This window comes from Aeromonas sp. (assembly GCF_050633025.1).
GTDB lineage: Bacteria > Pseudomonadota > Gammaproteobacteria > Enterobacterales > Aeromonadaceae > Aeromonas.
The window spans coordinates 12,471-33,026 of sequence record NZ_JBODRQ010000026.1 but is presented as its reverse complement, the minus strand read 5'-3'; the positions used below and the strand labels follow the sequence as shown (position 1 = coordinate 33,026).

Annotated in this window: 17 protein-coding genes; 8 read left to right on the top strand and 9 right to left on the bottom strand. The window is 59.6% G+C overall.

The window, feature by feature from the left end; all coding sequences use genetic code 11:
• Nucleotides 1–47: 47 nt before the first annotated feature.
• The 4 genes from livG (at nucleotide 48) to glpG (ending at nucleotide 2,809) form a co-directional block, all read left to right on the top strand.
• On the top strand, nucleotides 48–821 hold the full coding sequence (gene livG / locus ACRAUW_RS05765) for a high-affinity branched-chain amino acid ABC transporter ATP-binding protein LivG (RefSeq protein WP_005339435.1): 774 nt from the start codon (nucleotides 48–50) through the stop codon (nucleotides 819–821).
• Between the two features lie 10 nt (nucleotides 822–831).
• The gene (locus ACRAUW_RS05760) at nucleotides 832–1,533 is read left to right on the top strand and encodes an ABC transporter ATP-binding protein (RefSeq protein ID WP_150997999.1); all 702 of its coding nucleotides are present in this window, start codon (nucleotides 832–834) and stop codon (nucleotides 1,531–1,533) included.
• Nucleotides 1,534–1,655: 122 nt separating this feature from the next.
• Nucleotides 1,656–1,979 (top strand): thiosulfate sulfurtransferase GlpE, encoded by a 324-nt coding sequence (gene glpE, locus ACRAUW_RS05755; protein WP_005355913.1) that lies wholly within the window; start codon nucleotides 1,656–1,658, stop codon nucleotides 1,977–1,979.
• Nucleotides 1,976–2,809 (top strand): rhomboid family intramembrane serine protease GlpG, encoded by an 834-nt coding sequence (gene glpG, locus ACRAUW_RS05750; RefSeq protein WP_431361520.1) that lies wholly within the window; start codon nucleotides 1,976–1,978, stop codon nucleotides 2,807–2,809. Before glpE ends, glpG begins: the two co-directional genes overlap by 4 nt.
• Before the next feature lie 66 nt (nucleotides 2,810–2,875).
• Here glpG and ACRAUW_RS05745 read toward each other — a convergent pair whose 3' ends face one another.
• On the bottom strand, nucleotides 2,876–5,320 hold the full coding sequence (locus tag ACRAUW_RS05745) for a VolA/Pla-1 family phospholipase (protein WP_431361519.1): 2,445 nt from the start codon (nucleotides 5,318–5,320) through the stop codon (nucleotides 2,876–2,878).
• Nucleotides 5,321–5,617: 297 nt separating this feature from the next.
• Between ACRAUW_RS05745 and ubiK the strand changes: the two genes are divergently transcribed.
• Nucleotides 5,618–5,875: a ubiquinone biosynthesis accessory factor UbiK gene (gene ubiK, locus ACRAUW_RS05740; RefSeq protein WP_431361518.1), complete on the top strand. Its 258-nt coding sequence runs from the start codon at nucleotides 5,618–5,620 to the stop codon at nucleotides 5,873–5,875.
• Nucleotides 5,876–6,014: 139 nt separating this feature from the next.
• On the opposite strand, the gene fre is transcribed toward ubiK, so the two are convergent.
• From fre to trxA, 5 genes are all read right to left on the bottom strand, one after another.
• Complete coding sequence (fre, locus tag ACRAUW_RS05735) at nucleotides 6,015–6,713, bottom strand: NAD(P)H-flavin reductase (RefSeq protein ID WP_431361517.1); 699 nt, start codon at nucleotides 6,711–6,713, stop codon at nucleotides 6,015–6,017.
• 145 nt (nucleotides 6,714–6,858) lie between these two features.
• Nucleotides 6,859–8,328 (bottom strand): 4-hydroxy-3-polyprenylbenzoate decarboxylase, encoded by a 1,470-nt coding sequence (ubiD, locus tag ACRAUW_RS05730; RefSeq protein WP_431361516.1) that lies wholly within the window; start codon nucleotides 8,326–8,328, stop codon nucleotides 6,859–6,861.
• A 33-nt stretch (nucleotides 8,329–8,361) separates the two neighbouring features.
• Entirely contained in the window at nucleotides 8,362–9,354 is a 993-nt protein-coding gene (locus tag ACRAUW_RS05725) for a hypothetical protein (protein ID WP_431361515.1), read from the bottom strand.
• A gap of 108 nt (nucleotides 9,355–9,462) precedes the next feature.
• Complete coding sequence (gene rho / locus ACRAUW_RS05720; RefSeq protein WP_431361514.1) at nucleotides 9,463–10,728, bottom strand: transcription termination factor Rho; 1,266 nt, start codon at nucleotides 10,726–10,728, stop codon at nucleotides 9,463–9,465.
• Between the two features lie 209 nt (nucleotides 10,729–10,937).
• Nucleotides 10,938–11,264 carry a thioredoxin TrxA gene (gene trxA / locus ACRAUW_RS05715; protein WP_005339416.1) on the bottom strand — a complete coding sequence of 109 codons (327 nt, stop codon included), beginning with the start codon at nucleotides 11,262–11,264 and terminating at the stop codon, nucleotides 10,938–10,940.
• Between the two features lie 113 nt (nucleotides 11,265–11,377).
• Between trxA and rhlB the strand changes: the two genes are divergently transcribed.
• The 3 genes from rhlB to ACRAUW_RS05700 are packed head-to-tail and all read left to right on the top strand — an operon-like array spanning nucleotide 11,378 to nucleotide 14,467.
• On the top strand, nucleotides 11,378–12,667 hold the full coding sequence (gene rhlB, locus ACRAUW_RS05710) for an ATP-dependent RNA helicase RhlB (protein WP_431361513.1): 1,290 nt from the start codon (nucleotides 11,378–11,380) through the stop codon (nucleotides 12,665–12,667).
• A gap of 12 nt (nucleotides 12,668–12,679) precedes the next feature.
• Nucleotides 12,680–14,170 carry a guanosine-5'-triphosphate,3'-diphosphate diphosphatase gene (gene gppA, locus ACRAUW_RS05705; RefSeq protein WP_431361512.1) on the top strand — a complete coding sequence of 497 codons (1,491 nt, stop codon included), beginning with the start codon at nucleotides 12,680–12,682 and terminating at the stop codon, nucleotides 14,168–14,170.
• A gap of 27 nt (nucleotides 14,171–14,197) precedes the next feature.
• Nucleotides 14,198–14,467 carry a Rho-binding antiterminator gene (locus ACRAUW_RS05700; protein ID WP_431361511.1) on the top strand — a complete coding sequence of 90 codons (270 nt, stop codon included), beginning with the start codon at nucleotides 14,198–14,200 and terminating at the stop codon, nucleotides 14,465–14,467.
• Between the two features lie 70 nt (nucleotides 14,468–14,537).
• On the opposite strand, the gene ACRAUW_RS05695 is transcribed toward ACRAUW_RS05700, so the two are convergent.
• The 3 genes from ACRAUW_RS05695 to prlC form a co-directional block, all read right to left on the bottom strand.
• The gene (locus ACRAUW_RS05695) at nucleotides 14,538–15,296 is read right to left on the bottom strand and encodes a class I SAM-dependent methyltransferase (RefSeq protein WP_431361521.1); all 759 of its coding nucleotides are present in this window, start codon (nucleotides 15,294–15,296) and stop codon (nucleotides 14,538–14,540) included.
• 54 nt (nucleotides 15,297–15,350) lie between these two features.
• Nucleotides 15,351–17,900, bottom strand: coding sequence for a sensor domain-containing protein (locus ACRAUW_RS05690; RefSeq protein ID WP_431361510.1), 2,550 nt, complete (start codon nucleotides 17,898–17,900; stop codon nucleotides 15,351–15,353).
• Nucleotides 17,901–18,102: 202 nt separating this feature from the next.
• Nucleotides 18,103–20,145, bottom strand: coding sequence for an oligopeptidase A (gene prlC, locus ACRAUW_RS05685; protein WP_431361509.1), 2,043 nt, complete (start codon nucleotides 20,143–20,145; stop codon nucleotides 18,103–18,105).
• Between the last annotated feature and the right edge of the window lie 411 nt (nucleotides 20,146–20,556).

Below are 20,556 nucleotides of genomic sequence, written 5' to 3'. Positions count from 1 at the left end.
CCACAGGGATTGCTGCCGATGACCCGTCCGCATCTGGAGTTGAAGAAATGAGTACTCATCAGAAGTTAATGGAAGTCTCTGATTTGTCGATGCGCTTCGGAGGGTTGCTGGCCGTCAACGGGGTCAAGCTGGATATCGACAAGGGCGAGGTGATCTCCATCATCGGCCCCAACGGTGCGGGCAAGACTACCATCTTCAACTGCCTGACCGGCTTCTACTGCCCGAGCGGCGGCACCATCCGTTACAAGGGTGAGGAGATCCAGGGGCTGCCCGGCCACCTCATCGCCCGCAAGGGGATTGTGCGTACCTTCCAGCACGTGCGGCTGTTCAAGGAGATGACGGCGGTGGAGAACCTGCTGGTTGCCCAGCACCAGCACCTCAACACCAGCTTTATCGCCGGCCTGTTCAAGACCCCGGCCTTCCGCCGGGCGGAGCAGGAGGGGCTGGAGCGGGCCGCCTTCTGGCTGGATAAAGTGGGGCTCAAGGATCTTGCCAACCGCGCCGCCGGTAATCTGGCCTACGGTCAGCAGCGCCGCCTCGAGATCGCCCGCTGCATGGCGACCCGTCCCGAGCTGCTGATGCTGGACGAACCGGCCGCCGGCCTCAACCCGAAGGAGACCGACGAGCTGGACGAGCTCATCATGAGCCTGCGGGATGAATTCGGGGTCTCGGTGCTGCTGATCGAACACGATATGAAGCTGGTGATGGGTATCTCCAACCGCATCTTCGTGGTCAGCCAGGGCACCCCGCTGGCCCACGGCAAGCCGGATGAGATCCGCAATAATCCGGCAGTGATCAAGGCCTATCTGGGCGAGTCGTAAGGACAAAAAGATGTTAGAACTTCGCAACGTATCGACCCACTACGGCAAAATTCAGGCACTGCACGATGTCAGCGTCGAGGTGAAAGAGGGTGAAATCGTCACCCTGATCGGTGCCAACGGCGCCGGCAAGACCACCCTGCTGATGACCCTCTGCGGTGAACCCAAGCCCAGCAGTGGCTCCATCTGGTTTGAAGGGGAGCAGATAGACTCTCTCTCTACCGCCCGCATCATGCGCAAGGATATCGCCGTGGTGCCGGAGGGGCGCCGTATCTTCGCCCGCCTGACGGTGGAGGAGAACCTGCTGATGGGCGCCTTCTTCGTCGACAAGGCAGAGCAGCATGGCCTGCTGGATCAGGTATTCACCCTGTTCCCACGCCTGCACGAGCGCCTGCAACAACGGGCGGGCACCATGTCCGGTGGCGAGCAACAGATGCTGGCCATCGGCCGTGCCCTGATGAGCAAGCCGCGCCTGCTGCTGCTGGACGAACCTTCGCTGGGGCTGGCCCCCATCGTCATCCAGCAGATCTTCGACACCATAGAGCAGCTGCGCCAGAAGGGGATGACCATCTTTCTGGTGGAGCAGAACGCCAACCAGGCGCTCAAGCTGGCCGACCGCGGCTATGTGCTGGAGAACGGCCACGTGGTGCTGCAAGACACGGGCGCCGCCCTGCTGGCCAACCCGGCAGTGCGGCAGGCCTATCTGGGCGGTTAACCCACTGACCCGCATGCCATATCGCCAAGGGAGCCGCAGGCTCCCTTATCTTTTGTGGGGTTAGTTTGCGCCCAAGCTTGCGGTACACTGGCCCGTAATCAACCTATTCGCAGGACATCCCGATGGACCAGTTTGCCCATATCAATGCCCATGATGCCCACCAGAAACTGAGCGCGGGTGAAGCCCGTCTGGTGGATATTCGCGACCCGCAGTCCTTTGAAGCGGCCCACGCGGTCGGCGCTTTCCACCTCACCAACGGCACCCTGGTGCGCTTTATGAACGAAGTGGATTTCGATACCCCGGTCATCGTGATGTGCTATCACGGCAACAGCAGTCAAGGGGCGGCCCAATACCTGCTGCAACAGGGTTATGACGAGGTCTACAGTCTGGATGGCGGTTTCGAGGCGTGGCGCCGCGAGTTTCCCATCGAGGCAGGCGAAGCATGATCCAGCTGCTGGTGCTCGACAACGCCCGCATGGCGCAGGCGCTGGTGGACTATCTCGCCACCCTGGGCATCTCCTGCGAGCTGACCCAGTCCGAGCTGGGGGTCACCATCTGGTTGGCTGACGAGCTACGCCTCGCCCAGGCCCAGCTGGAGGTGAAGCGCTTTCTGGCCGAGCCGGGCCACCCGCGCTACATGGAGGCCTCCTGGCAATCCGGCCGCGCCGATGCCCGCATCGACTACAGCAAGGGGATGACGGACCCCATCACCGATTTCCTCCATCAGGCGGGGCCACTGACGCTGGTGGTGATCATCGCCTGTCTCGCCATCTACGGGATCGAGGCCATCGGCCTGCCAATCTACGATGAACTGGCATTCCACCCGACGCTGGCCCAGTTCACCGACTGGCAGGCGTGGCGCTATTTCACCCCCGCCCTGATCCACTTCTCGGTGCTCCATCTGGTGTTCAACTTGCTGTGGTGGTGGTATCTCGGCGGCCAGATCGAGCAGCGCCTCGGCAGCGGCAAGCTGCTGATCCTGCTGCTGGTGGGCGCCGCCCTGCCCAATATCGCCGAGTTCTTTGCCAGCGGCCCGCTGTTTGGCGGCCTCTCCGGCGTGGTCTATGCCCTGCTCGGCTACTGCTGGCTGCGAGCCAAGCTGCAACCGTCCTGCGGCCTGACCCTGCCACCGGCGCTGATGGGCTTTATGCTGTTCTGGATGGTGCTCGGCTTCTTCGACATGCTCGGAACCAGCACGGCCAACATCGCCCACCTGACCGGTCTGCTGGTCGGCCTGCTGCAAGGCTGGCTGGATCGCAACCACCAGCCGACCTGATTTTTCAGCAGTTGCAGAAACGAGAACGCCGCCCCGAAGGGCGGCGTTTGTTTATGGTCTGCGCAGTTACTGCTTGAGCAGGGTGTCGTCAGTTACCTTGACTGCCGCACCGCCACTCATAAAGAAGCTGGCGAACTGGGTCTGGATCTCGGTGGTGACCGCGCCAGCCTGATCGAAGTTCTCGTCAGGAGCCAGCAGCGAGCTATGGCCCCCTTTCAGGAAGCGCGCAGCATGGTGACCCGCCGGGAGCACGCCGGAACCCTTCAGCTCTTGTAAACCCAGCACCCGGAACAGCGGCTCGGTGCCACCCAGCGGCGCAGAGGCGATACTGTTGGGGATCACCTGATCCGGCAAGCTGAGCGCACCATCGCCCACAATTTCGGTGGCGAACAGCGGGAAGCTCTTGGCGACGCCTCTGCCCAGATTGATCGGGTCGGCAGAGTCCAGCACTGACTGGGCGGCAAAGGTATAGCTCTGCAAGGTGCTCGCCGCCCCCGCCTGAGTGGCCGCATCCAGACTGGGCAGGAACTCGTTGACGAAGCAAGTGGCAGCAGCCGTTTTGCAGTTCGGTGCATAGGCGGTAAAGCCCGCTTTCAGCGCCGGACTGCCCGAGGTGAGGACGCTCATCTTGATGGTCGGCCCGAAGCTCGGCGAGTTGAGCAACAACGGCGCGATGCCGCCGCCCGGCATCGCCAGACCACCGGTATCGAACTTGAACAGGGCATCAGCCTGAGCACTGCCAGTAGGCTGGTTGGCGACGGCCAGCAGATTGGCTCCGGCAATTGCCCCCAGCGAGTGTCCGAGGAAATGTACCTTCAGACCGGCGCCGCCCAGTTGACCACCCAGCCCCTTGGCATTGGCCAGACCGACGGCCAGTCGCAGTCCCAACAGATCGGTCACGCTCTGTTTCAGGTTGTCCCGCGCCACGGTCAAGTAGCTCAGGTTCAGATACGGGGTCGGATTTTCAGAGGTGGTCACGGTCGCCATGCTGCCACTCAGGGCATAGCCACGCTCACCGTGCAGCGGATGATCGATCACCACCACAGCGACATTTTTGGCTGTTGGTGTGACTTGCAGACCCGCGCCGATCTGGCCCAGCGCCAGCGCATAGGCGTTCTCCTTGATGGAGGTAACCCCGTGCTGATAGATGATCACATCGGTAATGGCATTGAGCGGTGCGGCGGCAAAGATCCGCAGCGGTACCGATTGCACCTCCGTCAGGGCTGGCAGCGGGTTAAAGCGGCCGATATTGCGCTCGCTATCCAGCGGCTTTCCGCCGGAGGTGAGGCTCACCCCAATCAGCTTGCTCGCCTCGGTAAGTAGATCGGCCTGACGGCTCGGGTCGGCGATCAGCTCACCCAGCAGTGCCGGATCCACACCCGCCCCGACCAGTCCACCGATCACCTCGCTATCGCCCGCTTTCAGGGCATTGGCGATAGCATAGAGGCTGGGAATGGCGCCGTGCCAGGATTGGGCCTTGGCCTTGTCCCAGGAGCCGGCTATCGCTGGAGTAGAGAGGAAGTAAGGGAGCTTGACGGTACCGGTATACACCTTGGTTAGCTGGGCAACCCCGTTAAGCGGCGTACCAACACCAAAGGCGGCTGTCAGTGCATCTTTCTGATCCTGCGGCAAGAATGGCTCATTCGCCAGCTGGGTCAGAAAATCCACCCCGCCATTAAGACCATTGATGGTATAGGTTGCCGGCAGGCTGGTGTTGCCCTTGGCATCCTGCTTCCACAGCGCCGCGGCGTCCAGGCTCGGGCTCTTCAGCACGGAAGCGGCGGCACTCTTCACCGCCAGCAGCACATCGGCACCAGATTGGGTGGCAAACCAGTCGGAGAAGATCACCCGATCGCTGGTGATCCCGGTGGCTGCCTTGAACAGACCTTCCTGCAGCGAGATCAGGCCGTTGATGGTCTGCTCCTGAGTGGTTGCACCAGCTGTCGATTTGAAGCTGCTGTAATCGCCGCCCGCCTTGAGCGGTGTGCCACGACTGTCCTTGAGGGCATCGGTCGCCACGATCATGTAGTAAGAAGAGGGATTGAGTGGCTTGAGCGGAACCAGATTGAGCTTGCCACCTTCAGAACGGACCACAAAATCCTTATCAATGCCGTAAGCCAACACTTTTTTCACACCGCTGGGCTGCAGAGTGGCCGGATCGAGCATCAACTCAAGCAGATAAAGGGGGGCAACCGAAGCCGAAAACTCAGCATCTGCCGGTGCCGGGATGGTGACCCCGCTAACAGTCGATGGCACCAGCTGAATGGCTTGGGTAGTTGACCAGCCATCCAGGGTGGAGAGGGCAGACACCGGGTTGGAGAGATCCTGCGTCTCTGTCGAAAACTTCAGGGTGCCGTCGCTGGCACGGGGGGCCAGCACGCTCGGGCGTAGGCCGCTGACACCACTCAGGACGTAGTCGAGGGAGCTGGTGGTGTCTCCCTTGTTGTCATCTCCACCACATCCGGCCAGCAGGGCGCTGACAACAGCTGCATAAATTAGCTTCTTCTTCATTTTTTGTTCTCTTTATAGGTTGTTGTCCATCACAAGCCAACGAAGCATTCACCACTCCGACCGCTCAACGTTAACATAAAATCAACAATCAACGAGACTCATGCTGGTCATCTTCTGCTCAGGTTTGTGGCGAGAATCAAGGTTTTACGTCAACAAAGGGGCGCAAGGGTAACAACAGTGGTGGATTAACCAGACCCGACCAGCCAGCGGGTACCATCACGACTAAAAAGCCGCCGCGATCTCGGCAAAGTGAGGGAATTGTCGGTAGAATGTCCGCCAACGCTTAAGGAGGACATCATGATCGACCCGAAGAAACTGGAAGAGATCGCCAAGCAGGTGCACAACTCCCTGCCACCCGGCATTCGCAGCATGGGTGAAGAGGTGGAGAAAAAGACCCGTCAGGTCTTGCAGGCCCAGCTGGGCAAGCTGGATCTGGTCAGCCGCGAGGAGTTCGACGTACAGACCAAGGTGCTGCTGCGCACCCGGGAGAAGCTGACCGCCCTCGAGGCCAAGCTGGCCCAGCTCGAGCAGCAGCTCGCCGCCAAGGGCGAATGATCCGGCGTGACCCGCCACAGATAGCACAAACCCCAGCCAGGCTGGGGTTTGTCGTTTTTATGGGGACAACGAGTTTCTCATCCCCCCTTCTCCCACAAGGCGGTAAAGGGGCAGATCGAGGATCTGCGGTTGGCCGTGGTCAGATAAACTCGTAGGCGTCGCCGAAGATGCGCTCCGGCTCGGCGCCGAGGATCTTGAACTCCTCCCGCGCGGCCCCCGCCATCTCGAAACGGCCGGCGACATAGATGTCGTAGTCATGGAGGCTGACGAAGTCATCCATGATCGCCTTGTGCACCAGCCCGCTCTTGCCGGTCCAGTCAGCCTCAGGCTCCTGCACCACCGGGATAAAGGTGAGCGGCGCATAGTCACGCTCCCATTGCTGCATCTGCTCCAGCTCATAGAGCCAGTGAGCCTGACGCACCCCCCAGTAGAAGAACACCGGACGCTTGCTGCCGCAGTCGATCAGGTACTCCAGAATCGATTTGGCATAGGAGAAACCAGTACCGCCAGCCATCAGGATCAACGGGCGGGGGGATTCATCGCGCAGAAACGCCTTGCCGGCGGGCAGCTCCACCTCGATCTCCCCCTGTTCGCGCATGCGGGCCAGCACCTGACCGGCATAGGCGTTTTCGGGTGTCGCGCCGATCTGCAGCTCCAATACGCCCGGGCGGGTCGGCGAGTTGGCGATGGAGAAGGGACGCTTGTCCGAATCGCTCATCACCACCAGCAGATACTGACCCGGCTTGAAGCTGATCGCCTGCTGCGGCGTCAGGGCCACATGCCAGATGGTGTCGACATATTCGCGCAGTTCCTCTACGCGGCACTTGATACGTTGCATTTTTGTCCTTGTGGCGGGTTCGCTCGACCCGCTTCGCTCATTGTTTCACTGTCAGGTGATGGCCAGTTCCCTGGCCTCATAAGTCGAGAATACCCAAACCGGTGCGGATATCATCCATTTTTGCGACAAACAGGCCACTCTCATCTCAGCCGAGAATATTCAGCTCATCCCAGATGGCATCGATCTTCTGCTTCACCGCCTCATCCTGAACTATGGGCTGACCCCACTCCCGATTAGTCTCTCCCGGCCACTTGTTGGTAGCATCCAACCCCATCTTGGAGCCAAGGCCGGAGATGGGTGAGGCGAAGTCCAGATAGTCGATCGGGGTGTGCTCGATCAATGTGGTGTCCCGTGCCGGGTCCATCCGGGTGGTGATGGCCCAGATCACATCCTTCCAGTCGCGGGCGTTGATGTCGTCATCACAGACCACCACGAACTTGGTATACATGAACTGGCGCAGGAAGGACCAGACCCCCAGCATCACCCGCTTGGCGTGGCCAGGGTAGCGTTTCTTGATGGTCACCACCGCCATCCGGTAGGAGCACCCCTCCGGCGGCAGATAGAAGTCCACGATCTCGGGGAACTGCTTCTGCAGCAGCGGTACGAACACCTCGTTCAGCGCCAGCCCCAGCACCGCCGGCTCATCGGGCGGACGGCCGGTGTAGGTGCTGTGATAGATGGCATCCTTGCGCATAGTCATGTGGGTGATGGTAAAGACCGGGAACTCGTCCACCTCGTTGTAGTAACCGGTGTGGTCGCCATAAGGGCCTTCCGGCGCCATCTCGCCCGGCTCCAGATAGCCTTCCAGCACGATCTCGGCGCTGGCGGGCACCTCCAGGTCACAGCTGATGGCTTTTACCACCTCGGTACGGCTGCCGCGCAGCAGACCGGCGAAGGCGTACTCGGAGAGGGTATCCGGCACCGGCGTCACGGCGCCGAGAATGGTCGCCGGATCGGCGCCAAGTGCCACCACTACCGGGAATCGCTCACCCGGATGGGCCTCCTGCCACTCGCGAAAATCGATGGCACCGCCGCGATGATCCAGCCAGCGCATGATCAGCTTGTTTTTGCCGATCTTCTGCTGGCGATAGATGCCGAGGTTCTGGCGTTTCTTGTAGGGGCCACGGGTGATGGTGAGGCCCCAGGTGACCAGCGGCGCCACATCGCCGGGCCAGCAGTGCTGGATCGGGATCTGGTCGAGATCGACCGCATCTCCCTCCTGCACCACCTGCTGGCAGGGGGCGGAAGAGAGGCGTTTGGTCGGCATGTTGAGCACCTGCTTGAAGATCGGCAGCTTCTCCATCAGCTCCTTGAATCCCTTGGGCGGCTCGGGCTCCTTGAGATAGGAGAGCCAGACCCCGACCTGACGCAGGGCGCCCACATCGGGCTGACCCATCCCCATCGCGACCCGATCCGGGGTACCGAACAGGTTGGTCAGCACCGGCATGGTGTAGCCTTTGGGATTTTCGAACAGCAGAGCCGGGCCACCCGCACGCAGGGTGCGGTCGCTGATCTCGGTCATCTCCAGATAGGGATCTATCTCGCGGGTAATGCGCTTGAGTTGTCCGTTTTGTTCCAGCTGCGCGATGAAATCACGCAAATCCTTGTATTTCATGCAAGTTCCCAACCAGCTTCAGGAGGTTAGGCATTATAACCCTGGCTTCCCCTTCGTTGTACCCGAATCGGGCAGCAGCCCCGGAACAATCGGGGATATCTCATGCCGGCCAAAGTGTCGGGCCAGCGCAGAGAGCAGTCGAGGCTCATCCATCTCCATCAACAAACCTGCCACCTGCGCCCCGTATTGGCTATTGGCGAGTTGGGCCAGCAGATATTTCTGGGCCTGCGGTGGCAAAGGCGCGAGAGCACTCAATTGGCGCAGGGCCGGCTCTCTCAGCCCGGGATTGCCACTGGCTGCAATCAGCAGGGAGCTGGCGGTACTGCCGTGATGGAAAAGGTTGATAGTAGAGAGTGCGCGCAGCGCATCCTGATCTGCCGGCCGCCGCCACAGCATGCCATAGAGCGCCGGTTCCCCGGTGCGCTGCAACAGATGGAACAACAGATGATTGTCGGGCAGATAGATATTCTGGCTGGCCAGCTCTTGCGCCTCCCGCATCCAGATCGGTTGCGGCAAGGTGTCGAGGGCCAGCAACAGGGCTTGCTGCTGCATGGCAATATCGGGGTTACTGCTGTAATAGATGGACTTGAGCTGGAAGCTGCCCTGGGCAAGCTGCTGGCGATAGCGCTGCACCAGTGATTGCAGTTGCCACTCCCCCAGCAACTGACGGGCGCGAGCGGCAAAATCATAGACAGGTTGCTGCACCAGAAAACCGTCGACCTGCTGCTCCATGAGCCACTCGGGGGCCTTGTCGGCCTGAGCCGCGACCCACTGTTGCAACGCAGGGGATGCAGGGGTGGTCGCGGGAATATCCCGCAGCAGCTGCAACAGCAGGAACTCCCGCCGCTCGCGGCTCAGGGTCGCCAGCAGAGAGTCGATTGCAGCAAATTGCCCCTCCTGCAGACGGCCCGCCAGATAGCGCTGGTGCGTCTGCAACGTCTCGGCTGTCACCGCGACCGGAGCACTCTGCGCATAGACTGGCATTGCACTCAGCAACCCCAGCAATAACCAGAAAACAGGCTTCATGACGTCTCCATCCATGTGACATCGGGATCTCATACTACTAGGGCGACCGGAAAACAGATAAACAAAAACCGCGACCAGGGCCGCGGTTTCGTCATTTTCTGACCGGACTTACTTCTGCTGGCGCCGCATGGCGTCAAAGAACTCGTCGTTGGTCTTGGTCATCGCCAGCTTGTCGATGAGGAACTCGATACCGTCGATCTCGCCCATCGGGTGGACAATCTTGCGCAGGATCCACATCTTCTGCAACTCGTCACCTGAGGTGAGCAGCTCTTCTTTACGGGTGCCTGAGCGGGTGATGTCGATGGCCGGGTAGACACGCTTCTCGGCAATCTTGCGCGAGAGGTGCAGTTCCATGTTGCCGGTACCCTTGAACTCTTCGTAGATAACCTCGTCCATCTTGGAGCCGGTATCGATCAGCGCGGTGGCGATGATGGTCAGGCTGCCGCCCTCCTCAACATTACGCGCGGCGCCGAAAAAGCGCTTGGGACGGTGCAGGGCGTTGGCGTCTACACCACCAGTCAGTACCTTGCCGGATGACGGGATAACAGTGTTATAGGCGCGAGCTAGACGGGTGATGGAGTCCAGCAGGATCACCACATCTTTCTTGTGCTCGACCAGACGCTTGGCCTTCTCGATCACCATTTCGGCAACCTGCACGTGACGGGAAGCAGGCTCGTCAAAGGTGGAGGCGATAACTTCACCCTTCACCATGCGCTGCATCTCGGTCACCTCTTCCGGACGCTCGTCGATCAGCAGGACGATCAGTTCGCAGTCAGGGTGGTTGTAGGCGATGCTCTGGGCGATGTTCTGCAGCAGCATGGTTTTACCGGCCTTGGGCGGCGCCACGATCAGGCCGCGCTGGCCTTTACCGATGGGGGAAGCCAGATCCAGTACGCGAGCGGTGATATCTTCGGTAGAACCGTTACCCCGTTCCATACGCAGACGTTCATTGGCATGCAGGGGGGTAAGGTTTTCAAACAGGATCTTGTTGCGGGAGTTTTCCGGACGGTCGTAGTTGACCTCATTGACCTTGAGCAATGCGAAGTAGCGTTCGCCTTCTTTAGGTGGCCGGATCTTGCCGGAGATGGTATCACCGGTGCGCAGGTTGAAGCGGCGGATCTGGCTCGGAGAGACGTAGATATCGTCAGGGCCGGCCAGATAGGAGCCGTCTGCACTGCGCAGGAAGCCGAAACCATCGGTCAGAATTTCCAGCACACCGTCGCCAAAGATATCTTCACCACCCTTGGCGTGCGCCTTGAGGATGGCAAAAATAATATCTTTCTTGTGCGCCCGAGCCAGATTTTCCAACCCCATGGATTCGCCAAGCTGTACCAGCTCGGACACAGGAGTGTTCTTTAATTCAGTCAGATTCATAGTGGTGAAAGTCTGTAAGCAAGGATTGAAATGAGGAGACAGTCTGCTGGATTGATGCTGATCAGATTTGATTTGCCAGGCTGATGTGTGAGCAAAGAGTCAGGCAAAAAAAGGTTAGCAAACGAGCGATAAATTAGCACCAATCTGGGTGAGCGTCTAGGTGATAAAACAGAAGGAGCGCATTATTGCAATGCGCTCCTCTTCGATTATTACAGGTTACCGTCCAGGAACTCTTTCAGCTGAGTCTTGGACAGAGCACCGACCTTGGTCGCTGCCACTTCGCCATTCTTGAACAGCAAGAGGGTCGGGATACCACGAATGCCGTACTTGGGCGGAGTATCAGAGTTATGGTCGATGTTCAGTTTGGCTACGGTCACGCGACCTTCGTACTCTTGGGCAACTTCTTCCAGGATCGGGGCAATCATCTTGCACGGACCACACCACTCGGCCCAGAAGTCGACCAGAACGGCGCCATCGGCTTTGATTACATCTGCCTCGAAGCTGGCATCGCTCAGCTGAACAATCTTGTCACTCATCTCCAACTCCAGTCAGTAAATAAGGCTTTATTGACAGGTCAATAAAGGCAATAGTTGCCCTATTTGAAATGATCCTGTTTATTATTGCAAGCCTAACCTGATAACCTACCGCCATGAGCAAAACACACTTAACGACCGACAAATTCGCCCAAATGGGCCTCGAACCCGAAGTTCTGGCTGGTCTGGAATCAAAGGGATTTCACTATTGCACGCCCATCCAGGCACTGTCTCTGCCACTGCTGGTAGAAGGTCATGACCTCGCCGGTCAGGCCCAGACAGGAACCGGCAAGACCATTGCCTTCCTGGCCGCGACATTCAACTATTTACTGACTCACCCGCTGACCAAGCCCCGTCTGGTTAACCAACCCAGAGCCATCATCATGGCACCCACCCGGGAACTGGCAGTACAGATCTATAACGATGCCGACAGCATTTCCGCCTCTACCGGCCTGAAACTCGGCCTCGCCTACGGTGGCGAAGGTTACGACAAGCAGCTGGCCGTGCTGGAGCAGGGCGTCGACATCCTGGTCGGCACCACCGGCCGTATCATTGACTACTTCAAGTCCAAGGTGATCGACCTGAGCAACATCCAGGTAGTGGTTCTGGACGAAGCGGATCGCATGTTCGATCTGGGCTTCATCAAGGACATCCGCTTCCTGTTCCGCCGCATGCCGCCCGCGACCGAGCGTCTGAGCATGCTGTTCTCCGCAACCCTCTCCCTGCGCGTACAGGAGCTGGCCTACGAACACATGAACCACCCGGAACATGTGCAGGTCGAACCGGAGCAGATGACCGGCGTACGGATCAAGGAGGAGCTGTTCTACCCCTCCAATGAAGACAAGATGTTGCTGCTGCTCTCCCTGATGGAAGAGGAGTGGCCGGAAAAAGCGATCGTCTTCGCCAACACCAAGCATGTCTGTGAAGACGTCCATGCCTGGCTGGAGAACGACGGCCACCGCGTTGGTCTGTTGACCGGCGACGTGCCACAGAAGAAGCGGATGAAAATCCTGGAAGAGTTCACCAAGGGGGGGCTGGACATTCTGGTCGCCACCGATGTGGCCGCCCGTGGTCTGCACATCCCTGACGTCACTCACGTATTCAACTATGACCTGCCCGACGACGCCGAAGACTATGTACACCGCATCGGTCGTACCGGCCGTGCCGGCAAGAGCGGTCACTCCATCAGCCTGGCCTGTGAAGACTATGCCTTCAACCTGCCGGCCATCGAGGAGTACATCCACCACGCCATTCCGGTCAGCAAATATGATCGCGAAGCGCTGCTGGATGATGTCACCGCGCCGAAACGGGTGTTCCGCAACCGTCAACCGGTGAATCGCAACATGCGGGATCGCCAGGGCGGTGGCAACAGCAACAACCGCCGTCGTCCGCCGCGCAAAAGCTAAAGGATAGGCCCGTTGCACTGCTCGCCACTCTATGCCGCCATCGATCTCGGCTCCAACAGCTTTCACATGCTGGTGGTGCGCGAGGTCGCCGGTGCCCTGCGCACCGTCGCCAAGGTCAAGCGCAAAGTTCGCCTCGCCGCCGGGCTCGATCCAGAATTTCGCCTCAGCCGTGCCGCCATGGAACGGGGCTGGGACTGTCTGCGTCTCTTCTCCGAACAGCTGCAGGACATTCCGGCCGACAACATCCGGGTGGTGGGCACCGCCACCCTGCGGCTTGCTACCAACGTCGACGAATTCCTCAGCGAAGCGGAACGGGTACTCAACCACAGCATCGAGATCATCTCGGGCGAGGAAGAGGCCAAAACCATCTATGAAGGGGTCTCCTGGACCTCTGCCGGGGAAGGCAACCGGCTGGTAATCGACATCGGCGGTGCCAGTACCGAACTGGTGATCGGCGAACATAGCGAAGCAAAACTGCTCAACAGCCTGCACATGGGCTGCGTCACCTGGCTCAATAATCACTTTGGTGATGGCGAGCTCTCCGAAGCCCGTTTCGAGCAGGCGATTGCTGCCGCCAAGGCGGTGCTGGAGAAGGTGGCGGAAGATTACCGCGCCCTCGGTTGGCGCACCTGCGTTGGCGCCTCCGGCACGGTACAGGCGCTGCAAGAGATCATGCTGGCGCAAGGGAAGAGCGAGCGGGTCACCCTGCCGAAGTTGCAGGAGCTGATGGGTCAGGCCATCGCCTGCGGCAAGCTCGACCAGCTGCAACTGGAAGGGCTGGCGGCCGAGCGGCTGACCGTGTTCCCCTCCGGCCTCGCCATTCTGATCGCCATCTTCGAAACCCTCGATATCGAGAGTATGACGCTGGCGGGTGGAGCCCTGCGCGAAGGCCTGATCTACGGCCTGCTGGGCAATAATCACGACTGCGACGCCCGGGATCGCACCGCCGATAGCCTGATCAACCGCTACCAGCTGGACAAGGCGCACGCCGAACGAGTGCGCGATACCGCCATCGAGGCGTTCACCCAGCTGCAGCCGGCCTGGCGGCTCTCCAAACGCTATGGTCGCCCGATCCTGCGCTACGCGGCACTGCTGCACGAGATCGGTCTCTGTATCGAGTACAAGAAGGCGCCGCAACACGCCGCCTACATCATCGACAACATCGATATGCCAGGCTTCACCCCGGCGCAAAAGAAACTGTTGTCAGCTCTGCTGTTCAACCAGCGGGATGAATTCAAGCTTGAGCCGCTGGAGAAGCAGGGGGCAGTGACCGCTCGTCAGGCGATCCGGCTGGCCCGCATCTTGCGCATCGCCCTGATCCTCTGCATGCGCCGCACCCAGGGCACTGTACCTCGCTTCACGCTGGAAGCCGACGAGGATGCACTCACACTGACCCTGCCCAAAGGGTGGCTCGAAGAGCACTATCTGCGCGCCAGCGAACTGCGCTTTGAAGTGGAGCGCCAGCAGAAGATGGGCTGGCCCACCCGTTTGCAGGAGGGCTGATCCCCCTATCTTCTCAAGGAGCAGACCATGCCGGATTACCAACCCATCAGCTGTGACCTCTACGACTGGCTCGAAATTGCTGCCAGCTGGCAACTGCCGGTGACCCTCACCAGCCGCGATGGTCGCCAGCGGGCTGACAAGATCCGCACTATCGAAGCCAGCGAAGGGGTCGAGTATCTGCTGCTGCACAGTGGCGAGCAGCTCAGTCTGGCGGATCTGGCGACCCTGCGCCTGCACTGGCAAGGGGAAGAGAAGCTCATCCGCTTCGCCCCGCCAGCCCAGTCAGACAGCCAATAGATAGCAAGAGGGCCAACCCGATCGGGTTGGCCCTCTTCTTTGGTCGCCCGGACGATATGCCTGTCGCCGCTTAACTCGCCATCGCCGCCATCACATAGACATCGAAGCGGTTGCTCTTGGTTTCGATGGCCATGCTGGGCTTCTGTTCATTGAGCCAGCCGGCGTAGTCGGGGCGCTTCACCACCACCCGCTTCTCTGCCATTTGGATCGCAGCTGGCAGCAGAGCATCGGCATCGAGATCCGCCCCCACCAGCGACTGGAACACCCGCATCTCTTTTTTCACCAGCGCCGACTTCTGCTTGTGGGGGAACATGGGGTCGAGGTAGATCACCTCGGGCCGCTCCGGCAGCGCCAGCAAGTTGTCCACCGCCGGGCCTTGCAGCAGATGCATCCGCTCGCTGACCCAGGGGCCAATCTCGGGATCCTGTGCCGCCCGAGCCAGCCCGTCCTGCAACAAAGCAGCCACCACAGGGCTACGTTCGATCAGGGTCACCTTGCAACCAAGGGACGCAAGCACGAAGGCATCGCGCCCCAGCCCGGCGGTGGCATCCACCACTGTGGGTGTGGCTCCGGCCTTGAGCCCCACCGCCTTGGCGATGGACTGACCGCGACCACCGCCAAACTTGCGACGATGCGCCACCGCCCCTTCCACGAAGTCCACATAGACGGCACCCAGCTTGGGTTCATCCAGCTTGCGCAGTTCCAGTCTCTCTTCAGTCAGTACCAGCGCAAACGGAGCCGGAAACGCCACATCCGCAAGGCGTAAACGCAAGGCATCTAGCTCGCCATCACGGGTGGATACTTCACTGAAAACCTGAATATGGTGCATAGGAGGCAGACTCATGGCACGAACAGAAGCAGCCATGATAACAGAAGCGGTAGATCAGCTCACGACTGTGAGGTTCATCCCCTGACGGTTGAGAGCGAGGTAATCGATGAGGTCGTCATAGGCCAGCGGGCGGCTGAGCAGATAGCCCTGGGTGAAAGCACACCCCTTCTGGCAGAGGAAGTTGAGCTGCTCGCGGGTCTCTACACCCTCGATCACCACCTGCATGCCGAGGTTGTGCACTATGTTGATGATGCCGTCGAGCAGCATCCGATCCTGCTCGTTGAAGGGGATATAGCGTACGAAGGAGCGGTCGATCTTGACCAGATCTACCGGGAAAGTGCGCAGATAGTTGAGGGCCGAGTAGCCGGTACCAAAGTCATCGATAGCCAGCTTGCAACCTGCATCGCGCAGGGCATCGATCCGCACCCTGTGCTGATCGCTGTTCTCCATCAACAGAGATTCGGTGATTTCGATCACGATGTCGGCAGGATCGAGCCCAAAATGGTGAATAACCTTGAGCCACTCGCTCGCCTCGGGATCTATGGTCTGGAACTCCATGGTGGATCGATTTATCGACATCTGCAGATCCGGGAAGCCGGACTGCTGCAACCGAGCCAGATCCCGACACGATTGCCACAATACCAGTGAGCCTAGCCCCTGCATCAGCCCAGCCTCTTCCGCCAGTGGAATAAACTCGGCAGGTGAGACCTGGCCCCATTGGGGGTGATACCAGCGCACCAAGGCTTCCAGCTTGGCAACCCGCCCACTGCGGTTGTCCCAGATGGGCTGATAGGCCATGGTCAGCTGTTCCAGCTTGATCGCTTCGGCCAGATCCTGCTGCATCTGGTGACGCTGGCGGGCCTCTTCCCGCATGGACGAGCAATAAACACCGAGCAACAGCCCCTGCCGCTTGGCTGTAAACAGCGCCTGCTCGGCGTTACGCAACAACTCATCGCTCTCACAGCCATCGACCGGGCAGAGGGTCATGCCGATGGTTGCCGTCACATAGAGATGCTGATTAGCCAGCATAAAGGGACGGGAGAAATTACCGATCACCTGCTTGGCAAACACCTCGGCCTGACGGCGGGTAACGATGCCGGGCACCAGAAACGCAAACTCATCGCCACCGATGCGGGCCACCAGATCTTCGGTACGTGCCCGGCTCACCAGCCGATCCGAGACTTCCCGCAGCAGGGCATCACCGGCATGGTGATCCATGCTGTTGTTGACCGCCTTGAAGTTGTTGAGGTCGAGCACCATCAGCGCAAACCGCTCGCCCTGCTCGCAGAAGCGGTTGAGGCTGCGGCCAAACAGCCAGCGGTTGGGCAGGCTGGTGAGGTTGTCGTAGTTGGCTTGGGTCGCGATCTTCTGCTCGGCCACCTTGGTCTGGGAAATATCGCTGAAAATGGCGATATATTGCTGGATTTTGCCAGCTTCGCGCAGGGTGCTGATCATCAGCTGCTGCGGATAGAGCTTGCCGTTCTTGCGTTTGTTCCACACCTCGCCACGCCACACGCCCACCCGCTCCAGCGCATGGTACATGTCGGCATAGAAGGTCCGATCATGGAGGCCGGAGTTGAGGATACTGGGGCGCTGGCCACACACCTCCTCACTGCGGTAGCCGGTGATCTGCTCGAAGGCCGGATTGACCGAGATGATACGACTGTCGGCATCACACACCAGAATGGCTTCGGAGAGGTTATCGTAGACCCGGTGGGAGAGCTTGAGCTGCTCCGCATGGCGCTTGAGGGGATCGATATTCTCCAGCAGCACCATCAGGTAGTCCGGTTGCTGCTGCTCATCGCGGATCAGAGTAACGGTCACCCTCACCCACAGGATCTCGCCCCCCTTGCAGAAGTAGCGCTTCTCCCGGGTGAAACTGCTGCACTCACCCCGCCGGATCTCTGCATAGCTGGCGATGCTGTGCTGCCAATCCTCGGGGTGGTTAATATCGGAGATAGTGCACTGCAGCAACTCGTTGAGGGGATAGCCCAGCATCTTCTCGATGGCCGGGTTGGCCCAGAGAATTCGGCCGGTGAGATCGAGCTTGCCGATCCCCACCGGGGCCTGAAACAGCATGCTCTGCAGCACATGGGGGGTATCAGGCAAGAGCTGTGGCAGCTGGCGTTGCAGCATCAACGCCAGTTCACGACCGGCCAGCGGCCCCAGCAACCGGAGCAGCCCCATCACCTTGGTCATATTGGCCTGCGGCTGACGATAGAGCAGGCAGCAGATACCTATGGTCTCGCCATCCGCATCCTTGAGGGCGATCCCGGCGTAGGCCTGGGCCTGCCACTCGTCGGTAAGCTGCATCGCGGGGAACAGCTGCAACAGACGATCGCTGAACCAGGCTTCCCCCTCCTGCCAGGTAATGGCATCGGGAGAGTCAGTCATTGGCAGCATCAGGGTATCGGGGTCAAGAGAGGAAGGATACGCTGCCTGAACCGTCAGGTGGCTAGCATTTGATTCCCTGCTGGCGATCAGAGCGACATCCGCCATCACTGCAACAGCGATTTCACTCACAAAGGTATCGCAATACCCCTGACCGTTCGAATGAGCCAGACTGGAGATGATTTGATAGACGGAATCGAGTGCTCGCCTCATGGCAAGGGACTTTCTCTCCTGGAAGGTTAGAGCACGACTCTACTGAAGAGGTGCGGGCAGTGCAAATATGCTATCAGCAAGATATTAAAAAGCCTTGAAAAAAGGGACCTAAAGGTCCCTTTTTATCGCAGAAATCACGCCTTGATCCCACTACGCCACAAAGACGCATCCAATTGATGTCCACCCAGGCGGATCAGGACCCTCAGGCGGCGATCCCGCTGTGTCGCAACAGTGCATCCACCTTGGGCTCACGACCACGGAAGGCTCGGAACAGCTCCATCGGCTCCTTCGAGCCCCCCTTCTCCAGAATATTCTTCAGGAAGGATTGGCCAGTCGCCGGGTTGAAGATGCCCTCCTCCTCGAAGCGGGAGAAAGCATCGGCAGAGAGCACCTCGGCCCACTTGTAGCTGTAGTAACCCGCCGCATAGCCGCCCGCGAAGATATGGGAGAAGCTGTGCGGGAAGCGGTTAAAGGTCGGTGGTGTCATCACCGCCACCTGGCTGCGCACCTCGTCCAGCAGCGCCGGGAGCTGTGCCGGATTGGCTGGGTCAAACTCCTGATGCAGGCGGAAGTCGAACAGGGCAAACTCCAGTTGGCGCAGCATCTGCATCGCCGCCTGGAAGTTGCGGGCGGTCAGCATCTTCTCCAGCAGATCGGCAGGCAGCGGCTCGCCGGTCTCGTAGTGGCCGGAGATAAAGGCCAGTGCTTCGGACTCCCAGCACCAGTTCTCGAGGAACTGGCTCGGCAGCTCTACCGCATCCCACGCCACGCCGTTGATACCGGCGACACCGGCCACATCGATGCGGGTCAGCATGTGGTGAATGCCGTGGCCAAACTCATGGAACAGGGTGACCACTTCGTTATGGGTGAACAGTGCAGGCTTGCCATCCACCGGGCCGTTGAAGTTGCAGGTCAGGTAGGCTACCGGCTTTTGCAGTGAACCATCCTGACGGTAGCGACGACCCAGGCAGACATCCATCCAGGCACCGCCCTGCTTGTGCTCGCGGGCATAGAGGTCTAGATAGAAGCTGCCGCGCAGCTCGTCGTCGGCATCGAAGATGTCGTAGAAGCGCACGTCAGGGTGCCAGGTGTCGATGCCGAGGCGCTCGCGCACCTTCATGCCAAACACCCGCTTGACCACTTCGAACAACCCTTTCACCACCTTGTTGGCGGGGAAATAGGGGCGCAGCTGCTCGTCGGATATGGAGAACTTGTGCTGCTTGAGCTTCTCGGCGTAGTAGGCGAGATCCCAGGCGGCCAGCTCGCTCTGACCGTGCTGTTCGGCGGCGAAGGCGCGGATCTCTTCCAACTCGGCCTTGCCTTGCGGCAGGGATTTGGCCGCCAGATCAGTGAGGAAACTCACCACCTGTTCGGTCTTGTCCGCCATCTTGGTGGCCAGCGACAGCTCGGCATAGTTGGCGAACCCCAGCAACTGAGCCAGTTCGCGGCGCAGGGTGAGCAGCTCGCTCATGATGGCGGAGTTGTCCCACTTGCCGGCATTGGGGCCCTGATCGGAGGCGCGGGTGGTGAAGGCCTCATACATCTCGGCACGCAGCTCGCGGTTGTCGGCATACATCATCACCGGCAGGTAAGAGGGGATATCCAGAGTGAACAGCCACCCTTCTTTGCCCTTGAGTTCGGCCATCTGACGGGCGGCGGCACGCACGCTGTCGGGCAGACCGGCCAGTTCGGCTTCATCGGCCACCAGCTTGTGCCAGCCCTGGGTCGCATCCAGCACGTTGTTGCTGAAACGGGAGGCCAGCTCGGAGAGGCGGGCCTGAATTTCGCCGTAACGCTGCTGCGCCTCGGCAGGCAGACCGATGCCGGAGAGGCGGAAGTCACGCAGGGTATTCTGGATCTCCTTGCGCTGGGCGTCGCCAAGCCGCGGGAAATCATCGCTCTGGGAGAGGGCCAGATAGGACTGATAGAGCCCTTCATGCTGACCGACATAGGTCTGGAATTCGGAGAGCAGCGGCAGGCAGGCGTCATGGGCCTCGCGCAGCGCTTCGCTATTGAGTACGGAGTTGAGGTGGCTGACCGGTGACCAGATCCGTGACAGACGGTCATTTACCTCTTCCAGCGGGGCAATCAGGCTATCCCAGGTGTGGGGCTCGGCGTGTGCCAGCACATCCTTGATCTTCTGTTTGCAATCGGCGATGGCCTGCGTCACTGCGGGCTGTACATGATCAGGCTGGATCTGGCTGAAAGGGGGCAGCGAATCCATTGTCAGCAAAGGGTTATTCATCCCGGTTACCTCTTGTTTGGTCTTGCACAGACCGCTTTAGCAGCTCTGTATGGCTTTCTAACATGTGGCCAAGTCACGCAATAATCAAGCTTCAATCCGCCTATCAGCACTGTTTTCCCCTCTTTGTGAGCTCCAACACCTCTCTGCCAGATACTGGACGGCAACAGCATGAATAATCGGTTCTTTTTTACTCTTTTTGTGGCTTTTTCAACTCTCGAACCACAAGGGAGCAGAGCAAATCCAATCGACAAAAGAGTAGGTTACAGCGGCCTATTACCGGTCCTTTCCATGCTTGGAAAATAACTAATCGAAAAGTTAATAACCAAAACAAATCATGTACATACATTGATTAATTTATATTTAAGTGCATATCATAAGCAGCCTGTTATTCAGGTCACTTGATTCTCTGTG